At 61.3% G+C, this 11,934-nt stretch carries 9 protein-coding genes; 7 read left to right on the top strand and 2 right to left on the bottom strand.

Features of this window, described 5'->3' with window-relative positions; translation table 11 throughout:
• Positions 1-125 precede the first annotated feature (125 nt).
• Complete coding sequence (gene lpdA, locus TBK1r_RS17480; protein ID WP_145213237.1) at positions 126-1,517, bottom strand: dihydrolipoyl dehydrogenase; 1,392 nt, start codon at positions 1,515-1,517, stop codon at positions 126-128.
• Between the two features lie 225 nt (positions 1,518-1,742).
• Between lpdA and TBK1r_RS17485 the strand changes: the two genes are divergently transcribed.
• From TBK1r_RS17485 to TBK1r_RS38630, 4 genes are all read left to right on the top strand, one after another.
• A complete protein-coding gene (locus tag TBK1r_RS17485; RefSeq protein ID WP_419581462.1) occupies positions 1,743-2,876 on the top strand; it encodes a putative bifunctional lysylphosphatidylglycerol flippase/synthetase in 1,134 nt (377 codons plus the stop codon).
• A gap of 85 nt (positions 2,877-2,961) precedes the next feature.
• Positions 2,962-6,033, top strand: a complete 3,072-nt coding sequence (locus TBK1r_RS17490; protein ID WP_419581463.1) for a PSD1 and planctomycete cytochrome C domain-containing protein — start codon at positions 2,962-2,964, stop codon at positions 6,031-6,033.
• Positions 6,030-7,448 carry a DUF1501 domain-containing protein gene (locus tag TBK1r_RS17495; RefSeq protein ID WP_145213243.1) on the top strand — a complete coding sequence of 473 codons (1,419 nt, stop codon included), beginning with the start codon at positions 6,030-6,032 and terminating at the stop codon, positions 7,446-7,448. The genes TBK1r_RS17490 and TBK1r_RS17495 overlap by 4 nt, the downstream gene beginning before the upstream one ends.
• A gap of 110 nt (positions 7,449-7,558) precedes the next feature.
• Positions 7,559-8,014, top strand: coding sequence for a hypothetical protein (locus TBK1r_RS38630; protein WP_419581464.1), 456 nt, complete (start codon positions 7,559-7,561; stop codon positions 8,012-8,014).
• 657 nt (positions 8,015-8,671) lie between these two features.
• Here TBK1r_RS38630 and TBK1r_RS17505 read toward each other — a convergent pair.
• A complete protein-coding gene (locus tag TBK1r_RS17505; RefSeq protein WP_145213249.1) occupies positions 8,672-9,241 on the bottom strand; it encodes a hypothetical protein in 570 nt (189 codons plus the stop codon).
• Between the two features lie 457 nt (positions 9,242-9,698).
• Between TBK1r_RS17505 and TBK1r_RS17510 the strand changes: the two genes are divergently transcribed.
• Genes TBK1r_RS17510 through trkA form a run of 3 tightly spaced genes read left to right on the top strand, consistent with a single transcriptional unit; the run spans position 9,699 to position 11,895 of the window.
• Complete coding sequence (locus TBK1r_RS17510; RefSeq protein WP_419581465.1) at positions 9,699-10,364, top strand: DUF6677 family protein; 666 nt, start codon at positions 9,699-9,701, stop codon at positions 10,362-10,364.
• A complete protein-coding gene (locus TBK1r_RS17515; protein ID WP_095738983.1) occupies positions 10,361-10,552 on the top strand; it encodes a hypothetical protein in 192 nt (63 codons plus the stop codon). The genes TBK1r_RS17510 and TBK1r_RS17515 overlap by 4 nt, the downstream gene beginning before the upstream one ends.
• The gene (trkA, locus tag TBK1r_RS17520) at positions 10,552-11,895 is read left to right on the top strand and encodes a Trk system potassium transporter TrkA (protein ID WP_145213252.1); all 1,344 of its coding nucleotides are present in this window, start codon (positions 10,552-10,554) and stop codon (positions 11,893-11,895) included. The genes TBK1r_RS17515 and trkA overlap by 1 nt, the downstream gene beginning before the upstream one ends.
• Positions 11,896-11,934: the final 39 nt, after the last annotated feature.

Below are 11,934 nucleotides of genomic sequence, written 5' to 3' on the forward strand. Positions count from 1 at the left end.
ATTTCGCTGCGGAGCAGCGAGCAGGAGTCGCCTGAAGGCTAGACATCAACGTGCGCTGGTGTCCAGGCTTTAGCCGCCCATTTCGCTGCGGAGCAGCGAAACGGAGATCATCAGAAAACGGTCGATCACGCCGTGTGGATGGCGCGCTTGTCGACGGCCAGTGCGGCTTCGTGCATCGCTTCGGCCAGCGTCGGGTGGGCGTGGCAGGTTCGCGCGATGTCTTCGCTGCTGGCACCGTATTCCATCGCCGCGGCGGCTTCGGCGATCATGTCGCCGGCCCGGGCGCCGATGATGTGGACGCCCAAGACGCGGTCGGTCTTGGCATCGGCCAGGATCTTGACGCGGCCATCGGGCTCGCCCAGGGTTCGGGCGCGGCCGTTGGCGCCGAAGGGACAGACGCCCTTGTTGTAGGCGACACCGGCTTCCTTGAGTTCGTCTTCCATCTTTCCGACGCTGGCGATCTCCGGATGCGTGTACACGATCGCGGGGATGACGTCATAGTTCAGATGGGTCTGCATGCCGGCCATCCGCTCGACGCACACGACCGCCTCTTCCATCGCTTTGTGGGCGAGCATGGCGCCGCCGATGCAGTCGCCGGTGGCGAAAACGTTTTCGACGGAGGTTTCAAAATTTTCGTTGACGGGGATGAAGCCGTGGCGGTCGGTTTCCAGTCCGATCGATTCCAGCCCGATCGAATCGGTCGCGGGGCGTCGGCCGGTGGCCAGCAAGACACGGTCGCACGTGATCGGGTCGCCGTCTTTGACTTCGACGACGCACTTGTCGCCCTTGACACGTGCCGACTGCACGAAGGTCTTCAGCTGGAACTTGAAACCCTGTTTCTTGAACGTGCGGAGCGCGATGCTTGCCAGTTCGGAATCGATGCCGGGGAAGATCCGGTCAAACGCTTCCAGCACGGTGACCTGGCTGCCGAGTCGATTCCAGACGCTGCCGAGTTCCATGCCGATGTAGCCGCCGCCGATGACGACCAGGTGTTCGGGGACTTCGGGAAAGCTGAGCGCGGTGGTGCTGTTACCGATGCGGTCGCCGTCTTCTTCGACGCCCCGCAAGGTGGCCGGGACGCTCCCCGGGCACAGCAGGATCCGGTCGGCTTCGATCACCACCGGTTCTTCGCCCTGGACGACGATCGAATTGAGATCGCGAAGCTTGCCACGTCCGTGGTAGGGCGTCACCTTCTGCTTCTTGAACAGCATGTCGATCCCGCCGGTCAGCGTGTCGACGATCTTCGTTTTGCGATCCATCATCGCGGCGAGATCGAGGTCGAGCGAGCCGATTTTCAGCCCATGCTCTTGGAAGCGGTGCTTGGCCTCTTCGTACAGGTGGCTCGATTCCAGCAACGCTTTGCTGGGGATGCAACCGACGCGCACGCAGGTCCCGCCGAATTGAGCATTTTCATCGATGCACGCGGTATCAAATCCCAGCTGTGCGGCGCGAATGGCGGCGACGTAACCGGCCGGGCCACCGCCGAGGACAACTAATTCGTGTCGGACCGTCTTCATGAGCTTGCGTTGTAAAAGGGAGGCTTGCGGAGATTTGCCGAAAGGAGGCTGACCAAAACTTGCAGTGCACTACCATAGGCGGCCGAGGATTCTTGGTAAATCACGGGGTTGTCCTCAAGCGGCCGGCGGGGACAATTCGGGCGTGACCGATTTCACCCAAGCCCGCCGCCGACGCGACGGGGCGATGGCCCGACGCGACGTTCCCCCTCCTGGCGTTCCTGACCCTTGCCTAAAAAACGCATCCGAAAATATGCCGGTCCGGTGCTCGCGATTGCGTTGTTCGCATTGGCGGTGCGGTTGCTGATTCGCGAAGCCCATCAAATCACGTGGGACGAATTTGTTCGTGGATTGACCGGTGTGCCTGCCAGCCAGATCGTGATCGCGGCGTTTTTGATCGCGCTCAACTACGGGTTGCTGATCGCCTATGACATTTTGGCGCTGCGCTATGTCGCACGCTCGCTGCCGCTGCGACGGATCGCCCTGGTCTCGATCTCCGGATTCTCCCTCGGCAATAACCTGGGCACGCTGTTGGCGGCCGCGCCGATTCGGTTCCGGTTTTATTCCCAGTGGGGACTGCCAGCGGGCCAGATCGTCGCGTTGATCTCGGTGGTCGGGCTGACGTTCTGGAGCGGATGGTGGTTTCTCGGCGGGCTGGTGCTGATCTGGGTGCCCATCCAACTCCCCCCGGATGTGACGTTGCCGTTCGCGACGCAGACGTTGGGCGTCGTGCTGATCTCGCTGGCGATCCTTTATTCGCTGGTCTGCTTTTTGTGGCGAAAACCCTGGCCGATCGGCGAACTCCATCTTCGTCCGCCGCGACCGGGATTGATGTTCGTCCAAGCGTCGGTGGCGGCGGTCGATTTGCTGATCTCAGCGACTGCGTTGTACCTGGTCTTGCCCGGTGATTCGGTGGTCCCGTTTGCTCAAGTGCTGGCCGCCTACTTGGTGGCGATCGGCGTCGCGATGATGACCCAGGTCCCAGGGGGATTGGGAGTGCTGGAAGTCATCTTGCTGACCTTGCTGAAAGGAACCGTCGGCGACACCGTGTTGGCGTCGGTGCTGATCTTCCGTGTGCTCTACTATTGGTTGCCGCTGTTGGCCGGCATGATCGCCCTGGTCGGTTACGAAATCTTCAGCGGAGCGGTGGCCGCCCGCGAGGCATCGGGAATCGTCATTGACCCGGAACGCAGCGTTGGCCCCGAACGCAGCGTCGAGGCGGGACGCAAATCAGTGGCCGGGGGCAAGAGTGATTCGCCAGGCAAGAGCGTTTCAGCAGAGGACGGTGATTCGGGGGGCCTCGGCGACCAGGAAATCCTGCTGCCCGAGTTTCAGGACGACAACAAGCCGGCCGACGGCTGAGAGCTGATCGGCGATCCTAGTTGATCGGCTATACTGGAGGAGACGAATTCCCTTCCACCTCCCCCCGCCGGTCATGACTCTTTCGATGACGTGTTCGTCTCCCGCTGGCTTGTTGTCCCCGCTGCGTCGGCTGACCCTATGCGTGCTGGTCTGTGCCGCGAGCACGCTCGTCTGTGCCGCGGGCAGGCTCGTCGCGGCCGACGCCCAACCGATTGATTCGTCCGGTTCTGGTCAGGCCGACGTCCATCGCGTTGACTTCAATCGTGACGTGCGGCCGATTCTCGCCAAGCACTGTTTCACTTGCCACGGGCCGGATGAAGGCACGCGCGAGGCGGATCTACGGTTGGACACCCAAGCCGGTTCGCGGCAAGACCTGGGCGGCTACCAGGCGATCAAACCGGGTGCGGCGGAGGACAGCGAACTGATCCTGCGCGTGACCAGTGACGACGAGGACCTGCGGATGCCGCCGGCGGACGGGCACCCGCCGCTCGGTGAAGCCGAGATCGCGACGCTCCGCCGGTGGATCGATTCGGGCGGCCAGTACGAAGTGCATTGGTCGTTTCAGCCGGCGGCCGAACCGTCGCTGCCGGCGGTTGAGAATCCCGGCTGGTGTCGCGGTCCGATCGATCGCTTCGTGCTTCACCGGATGGAACAGAACGGGTTGTCGCCGAGTGCCGAGGCCGATCCCGTCGCGCTGATTCGTCGCGTTTATTTGGACTTACTGGGGACCACCCCGACGCCGGAGGAGGTCGACCGGTTTGTCGACAGCGACCGGCCTGATGCCTACGAAGCACTGGTCGATCGCCTACTGGCCTCACCGGAGTACGGCGAACGGTTTGCCCGATCTTGGTTGGACCTGGCCCGTTACAGCGACACCAATGGCTACGAAAAAGATCGCCCACGTACGATCTGGCCCTACCGTAACTGGGTGATCGATGCGCTCAATGCCGACAAGCCGTATGACGCGTTTTCGATCGAACAGTTGGCCGGTGACATGCTTGACGATGCCACCCGGTCGCAGCGTATCGCGACGGGATTTCATCGCAACACGATGCTCAATGAAGAGGGCGGCATCGACCCGCTGGAGTATCGGTTTTATGCCATGGTGGATCGTGTCGCCACGACCGGAACCGTTTGGATGGGATTGACGACCGGATGCGCCCAGTGTCACACGCACAAATACGATCCGTTGACGCACACGGATTACTACGCGTTGATGGCGCTGATGGACAATGCCGATGAACCGGAACTCAACGCGGATCCCCCGGCGGTGATCGAGCAACGTGAATCGATCCAGCGGCGGATCACGGCGACGGAACACGACATCGTCAAACGCGTGCTGTTGGCCGATGACGGCGACGCGACGCTTCAGGCCGCGTGGGCGAAGTGGCAAGCCGAGCGTCTGGAGCAGCTATCGGATTGGCAGACAGTCGCGCCGGATCAAATGGAATCGACGATGCCCACGCTGGCGGTCTTAGACGACGGATCGGTGCTAGCCTCGGGCGACGCAACCAAACGCGACGTGTATTCACTGACAATGCCGGCCATCGATTCCGACAAACCGATCACGGCGATTCGCATCGAAGCGTTGTCGCACCCGATGCTGCCGGCCAAGGGGCCGGGGCTGGCCTTCTACGAAGGTCGACGCGGTGATTTCTTTCTCAGCGAACTGGAGATGTCCATCGGCGAAACCCCCGTGACACTCGCTGTCGGCACGACGTCGGTCCCGGGTGCAAAACCGGGCAACGGCAAAACCTTTCCGGGCAATCTGTTTGACGGTGACGGATCGACCGGTTGGTCGATCCCCGGCGACGCCGGCCAAACGCACCGCTTGGTCATCCCCCTGGATCCGCCGCTGCGGTTGGACCAAGCCTGGTCGCTGGAGATGCTCTTTGAGCGTCATTATGTTGCCGCACTGGGCCGCTTTCGCATCGACGTGACGACCGACGAGCATCCCCAAGCGATGCAGATCTCCAGCGACCTGCAACGTCAATGGCTTGCGTCCAAGACGTCGGGCCAGGTCTCACCGAAATTAAAACAGGACTTGGCCCTGGAGTTCTTGCGGGGGGCCGACGAGATGGCCGAGCATCGCAAGCCGATCGACCGTTTGCGAAATCAGATCCCCGATGATGTTCGCACGTTGGTGATGCAGGAGCGGCCGGAGAGCAATCGACGCGTGACCCGGCGACGCCATCGCGGCGAGTACTTGCAGCCCAAGGAATCGGTCGACGCGGCGGTGCCGGAATTTTTTGCGACCGATCCCGAAGACGGCCCGCGCGATCGGCTGGAATTGGCGCAGTGGTTGGTCAGCGACGCGAACCCGTTGGTCGGACGCGTGACGGCAAATCGGGCGTGGCGTGAATTCTTCGGCACCGGCATCGTGCGGACCGCCGGCGATTTTGGCACGCAAAGCGAGTCGCCCTCGCACCCCGAGTTGCTCGACTACCTGGACGTCCGACTGCGCGACACGTCGGTCGACGGGATCGGTTGGTCGATCAAACGGCTGCACCGAGAAATCGTGCTCTCGGCGACCTACCGCCAATCGATCGGAACGCCCCCATCGGCGGATCCCGACAACCGGTTGCTGTCGGTGTTTCCCTATCGCCGGTACGACGCCGAACGGATTCGAGACGCGTTCCTTTCCGGTTCGGGGTTGCTGTCTCGACAGATCGGCGGCCCGAGCGTTTATCCGCCCCAGCCCGAGTCGGTCGTACAAATGGCCTATGGAAACACGGCGTGGCCGACATCGACTGGGGCCGACCGCTACCGACGATCGCTGTACACCTACAGCAAACGCACCGCTCCGTTTGCCGCGTACACAACGTTCGATGCCCCGTCGGGCGAATTGTGCATCGCCCGGCGCGATCGCAGCACGACGCCGCTGCAAGCGTTGACGCTGCTCAACGATCAGATGTACTTGGAAATCGCCGAGGGGTTTGCCGACGCTGCGGTTCGCGATGCGAAACAGTCCGGTAGCGACGCCAAGCCGCGTGACATCGCCCGACACCTGTTCCGCCGTGTGCTGGTCCGCCAGCCCCGTGAAGGCGAACTGGACGCGATCCTAGCGTTTTACCGAAGCCAATCCGAGCACGAGCGACCTTGGATGCTGGTCGCCCGGGCGCTGATGAACACCGACGAAGCCATCACGACACCATGAACCTGAAAGAACTCACACGCCGACAACTGTTCGGCGCCTGCGGAATCGGGCTGGGAAAGATCTCCCTGGCATCGCTGCTCTCACGTGACGTGTCGGCTGCGGATTCCCCCACACCCGCGTCCGCGTCAGCCGGGCTGCATCACCCGGCCAAGATCAAACGGGTGATTTATTTGTTCATGGCCGGTGCGCCCAGCCAGTTGGACCTGTTCGATCACAAACCCAAACTGGTCGAGTTGGAAGGCAAACCGATCCCGCCGTCGGTGATCGCCGGACAGCGGTACGCGTTCATCCAGCCCGGGGCAGCCGTCTTGTCGCCCCGCTTCAAATTCAACCGCTTCGGCCAATCGGGAGCCCAGATCGCCGAGCCGTTGCCGCACCTGGGCGAGATCGCCGACGACGTCGCGTTCATCCGCAGCGTGCACACCGACCAATTCAATCACGCGCCGGCACAGATTTTCGTCAACACCGGCAGCCCCATTCCCGGGCGCCCGGCGATGGGGTCCTGGCTGACCTACGGGTTGGGCAGCGACGCCGACGACCTGCCCGGTTTTGTGGTCTTGAAAAGCGGCGGAAACCTGTCCGGCGGGGCGGCGATGTGGAGCAACGGATTTCTGCCCGGCGAACACCAGGGCGTCGCGTTTCGCACCAGCGGCGATCCGATTCTGCACGTGGCCAACCCCGCGGGGATCAGTCGCCAGACCCAGCGCGCGACGTTGGATCTGGTCAGCGATTTGAATCGTCGCCGCATGGAATCCCTGGCCGTCGATGGGATTCGTTCGCGGATCGAGTCCTATGAAATGGCGTATCGGATGCAGACACGGGCGCCGGAGTTGATGGATTTTTCCGGCGAGTCGGACGAGACGCTGGCGATGTACGGCACCAAACGAGAGGACACCGGTTCCTTCGCCAAGAATTGCTTGCTCGCCCGCCGCTTGGCCGAACGCGGTGTCCGATTCATCCAGCTGTACCATTCCGGCTGGGACCATCACAGCAACGTCGAAGGCGGGCTGAAGAGCCAGTGCAAGGCGACCGACCAGGGTTGCGCCGCGTTGGTCAAGGATCTAAAGCAACGCGGGATGCTCGATGAGACACTGGTGGTGTGGGGCGGCGAGTTCGGACGCACACCGATGGTGGAAGCCAGCGCCGCGCTGGGCCGATCACTCGGTCGCGACCATCACCCGCAAGCGTTCACGATGTGGATGGCAGGCGGTGGCGTGCGGGCCGGACAAACGATCGGCAAAACCGACGACCTGGGATTTCATCCGGTCGAAGATGCCGTTCACGTCCATGACATCCAGGCGACCATCCTGCACCAACTGGGCATCGACCACGAACGATTGACGTTCACCTTTGCCGGTCGCCCGTTCCGACTGACCGACGTGCACGGAACGGTGATCAAGAAACTGGTCGGGTGAAGGCATAAAAAAAGCCCGATGCCGCGTTGAAGCAGCATCGGGCCTGATGTTTAGGCTCGTAAAGGTTCGAGCTTAGATGTTGGTGTCTGCGTCCGGAGTCGGAGCAGGCGGTGCATCGCTGGCGCTTGCTTCAGCAGCAGCAGGTGCAGCTTCGACAGCCGGTGCTTCGACGACGACGCCGCCATCACAAGCAGCACACGGTGCTGCTGCCGAGACGACAGCTCCGCCACATGCGTTGCACGGTGCCGGTGCTCCACAGCAAGGAGTCGGTGCAGGTGCACAGCAAGGGGTCGGTGCGGGAGCACAGCAAGGTGCAGGCTCAGGAGCACAGCACGGTGCCGGCTCAGGAGCACAGCAAGGTGCCGGTTCGCAGCAGGTGGGCTCGGGAGCACAGCAGCTCTTGCGGGCCTTCAGCTTTGCACACAGACGTGCGAACAGCTTCGGACGGCTGGCGCCACCACAAGCGGGTGCTGGTTCGCAGCAAACTGGTGCCGGCTCGCAGCAAACCGGTGCCGGTTCGCAGCAGACAGGTTCCGGAGCGCAGCAATCTGCACTACGGGACTTGAGCTTGGCCAACAGTCCTCCACCACACGCATTCTTCGCGTGCAGCTTCGAGAACAGTCCACCACCACAGTTGCCAGCGTAAGCCGACGATTCATTCATGGCGAGAGCCGCACCCACCAAAAGTGCAAACGCGGCAATCCCGCTGACCACATTCCGATTCATTGTTTTCTCCCAAGTGTTTCGGATTTTTTGGTGCGATCCTCTACGCACACTTTTTCAAATCAGAAGCCATATCCAGGCTCCCCCGTTGGTTCCAGCGTCGGTGACCATCACCGAAACTTCCGAACACGCAAGATAGGTGCTTTGCGGAATGTTTGCGGACCACGTGATTTCGTGGATAAAGTAACTTTGGCTAGACCCGTGTCAATCGCACCAACCCCCGAAACAAGACAGAAAATCTGTCGCGGAGGTTGCCCGACGAGGTCGCCCGGGTTTTAGGCCCGACGGCTTCCGATTTGCAAAAAAGCCGAGAAAACCGGCGTATCACGAGCTTATCGGCGAGCTAGAGCACCAACCGACACCACTCTCCAGGGTGGCATGTAGGTCAATTTGTCACGCCGGGTCTGGAGCCAAAGGGCGCAAATAGTGGCAAGAAAAGATTGCCTATTTTTCCCAAAGTGGGCGGTTCAGGTTCCGATTTTGCGCTTTCGGTGGTCCGCTTAGCGATTGACAGGCCCCTCTGCCTGTTCCAATGCCGCCAAACGAGCTTCCATTTCGTCCCCGTTTTCGAAATCGAATTCCAACGGTTCCATGCCCTCGCCCTGGTCGATGACGAATCCGCTGACCCGCCAGCCCGCGATTTCTTTGCGGAGCGTCCAGACGACTTCGTATTGGAAGTTTTCGCCGGAATCAATCGGTTCGGTCAGGAAGGTATGCACCCAAACAGCGTCATCTTGGTCTGGGACCGGAAAGGCTTGGCGGACTTCGAATCGGGTGTCAGGTGAACCGGGGAACTGAAACGGGCGGCCGATTCGCGTCAGCTCTTGTTGGGCGAGTTTGGTCAGCAGTTCGTTGGAACTGGCCTCTTGTCCGCCCCGACGGACGCGATCGAGCAGCTGACTGACGACCTCGGCCGGCTGCACTTGGTCCGATTCGGCGTTGATCTGGGTTTCGGGACCGGGACGCTGCGCATCGGCGACGTCGGTGGACTGGCTTCCGCAGCCGGCCGCCAACGAAGCACAGGCTAACAAGGCCAAGATCCGCAACGGGTTTGCGAATAAGCTCTGCACGCCGGCCCCGTCACTCTGCCGTCGGAATTGGCAAGTTTGGAAAGTGGAAGGAGTCGGGCAAGCGTTTGTTTTCCGTGCGGTCGGGTTTGAGGCTTCCATATCGCGATTTTACAATCCAAAGAATCAGGGATTTTGTCCGTCGACGTTGTGACGTTGGTGCGCAAACACCAAATCTCAGCCTTGGGTACCAATTGGGCGTCCGGGGCGTCAACATCGAATCGGACGGCAGATCCACTCCCAGGGGGCGTCCCCGCATCGCGATCGACTCGGCTATCGCTGGGAAAGACTTTCCCGCAAAATGCAGCACCGAGCAAATCCACCCCCGTTCGCCCCGGGGGCAGAAATCAACTGCCTCGCGGTGAGTTCGCCCGGCCGAATCCCCCCAAGCCGCTACACCCCCAACACGGCCGTCAGACGCATTCGTTTGACGATCCATCCCACGTCAACGCGATCAAACATGGCCTCCAGCGCAAACGTTATCCAAGTCGATACCGAACGCATTGATCTGAAGAACAGGTCTCTTGCTGCATTCTTAGCTTGGCTGGTCCCCGGTGCGGGGCATTTCTACCAAGGCCGTCACACCAAGGGCAGTCTGTATTTGGTCTGCATCTTGACCACCTGGATGCTGGGATTTGCGCTCGGCGGCGGCCATGTGGTCTATGCGTCCTGGCAACCCGGTGACCGGCGTTGGCACTACATCTTGCAAGCCGGCGTGGGTGCCGCGGCGTTGCCGGCACTGATCCAAGGCAACCGCATGCGAAAGATGACCGACAAGGGCGTCACGTCGCGGTCTTACGAACCGCTGTGGGGCGGGTTCATGGCGCCGCCCCATCGACCGGTCATCGAAGATCGCACCGATGAGGTTTCGGCATGGTATGCGACGTACGGTGCGGGATACGAAATGGGCACCTGGTACACGATGATCGCCGGGCTGTTGAACATTCTGGTGATCTACGACGCCTATGCCGGCCCACTCGCGGTGCCGATCAGCGGACGCAAAAAGAAAGACGACGAGGACGGCGATTGCGAACGACAGCCGGATTCGGAGCAACCAGACGCCGGCGGGTCCGCTAGCGTCATCCCCCAGGAAAGCAGCGCCCCGACCACTGAGGCCAAGGCATGATTTCGATCTCTCCGACGTACTTGATGTATTATGTCCCGTTGATCATTTCGATCTCCCTGGTCTTCGGCGCGACACGTCATGAGGACACCCAGACGATCCTCAAGCACGCGTTCTATACCGCTCGTTGGATCACCGGTTTCATGGCGATCATTTTTGTCATCCTCTTACTGATCAACTGGATGGTTTAGTGCGCGTATTGACGTTGGGTGCGGGAACCGTCGGACATTGGATCGCGGATATGTTGTGTCGGCGTCGGCATGACGTGACCGTGATCGACATCGATCCTGAACGGGTCCGTCAGATCAACAGCGAGTTGGATGTCCGCGCGATCCAGGGCAGTGCGGCCCAAAGCACGATTTTGTTTCAAGCCGATGTCTGCAGCGCGGACATCTGTTTGGCGGTGACCGGAGACGACGAAGCCAACGTGGTTGCCGCCAGCATGGCCAAAGCCCTCGGCGCCCGACGCAGCCTGGCCCGAGTCTATGCGCCCGCGTTCCGCGACTCCAGCACGTTTGACTATCAGAGTCATTTCGGCATCGACGCGCTACTCAGCTTGGAACAGCTCAGCGCGTTTGAATTGGCCCGTGCGATCCGAAACCCCGACGCGATCCCCTTGGAACACTTTGCCCGTGGGCATTTGGAAGTCTACGAGACGGAAGTGGAAGCGAAATCGCAGGCGACCGATCAGCGGTTACGTGATTTAAAAATGCCGGGGTCGGTTCGGATCGGTTCGATCGAACGCGATGGGGACTTGTGGTTGGCCAGCGGCGAAGACGAACTGCACGTCGGTGACCGGGTCAGTTTGATTGGGATGCCGTCGGCGGTGAATCGGAGTCGCCCACTGTTCGCGTCGTCGACCAAACGCAGCAAACGCCGCAGCGTGCTGATCGCAGGCGGAGGTGAAATCGGATTTCACATCGCACGCGCGCTGCCGACCAGCGATTATCGAATCACGTTGCTGGAGTACGACGAAGACCGCTGTGAACAACTGGCCAAACTGCTGCCCAAGTGCACCATCGTGCACGCCAATGCCAATCGACGCAGTGTGCTCGAAGACGAGGGCGGGGGCTCGGCCGACTATTTCGTCGCCTGCACCGGCAGCGACGAAAGCAACATCATGGCTTGTGTCGAGGCTCGTGAATTGGGATCGCGGCGCGTGATGGCGGTGGTCGGACGCCCGGATTACGCCAACGTGGTTGGAAAACTGGGGATCGATCACGTCGTCAGTGAACGTGATGTCGGCGCCCGCCAGATCCTCGGGTTCCTCAACGAGGGTGCCGTGATCAGCCAGAGCCGATTGCCCAATGGAAAAATTGCGGTGTATGAGCTGGAGGTCGTCGAAGGGGCACGCGTGACCGAAGCCACACTCGCCGATCTGCCCCTGGCCGGCCGCTGCCTGATCACCGCCATCCAACGCGACAGCTTTGTCCGCATGCCCACCGCCGGCGATCAATTGCAACCCGGTGACATCGTCGTCGCACTGATCGACGAGAAACACATCACGGACTGCTTGGCCCTGTTCAATCGCTGATCTTCCTTGGACCAGGCTTTCGGCCTGGTCCACGTCGCG

It is taken from the genome of Stieleria magnilauensis (assembly GCA_007753675.1).
GTDB classification, from domain to species: Bacteria; Planctomycetota; Planctomycetia; order Pirellulales; family Pirellulaceae; genus Stieleria; species Stieleria magnilauensis.

What these genes read in the sequence shown, in the direction of transcription:
- lpdA (WP_145213237.1), bottom strand. Translation starts at nt 1,517, where the DNA reads ATGAAGACGGTCCGACACGAATTAGTTGTCCTCGGCGGTGGCCCGGCC.
- TBK1r_RS17490 (WP_419581463.1), top strand. Translation starts at nt 2,962, where the DNA reads ATGACGTGTTCGTCTCCCGCTGGCTTGTTGTCCCCGCTGCGTCGGCTG.
- TBK1r_RS17495 (WP_145213243.1), top strand. Translation starts at nt 6,030, where the DNA reads ATGAACCTGAAAGAACTCACACGCCGACAACTGTTCGGCGCCTGCGGA.
- TBK1r_RS17510 (WP_419581465.1), top strand. Translation starts at nt 9,699, where the DNA reads ATGGCCTCCAGCGCAAACGTTATCCAAGTCGATACCGAACGCATTGAT.
- TBK1r_RS17515 (WP_095738983.1), top strand. Translation starts at nt 10,361, where the DNA reads ATGATTTCGATCTCTCCGACGTACTTGATGTATTATGTCCCGTTGATC.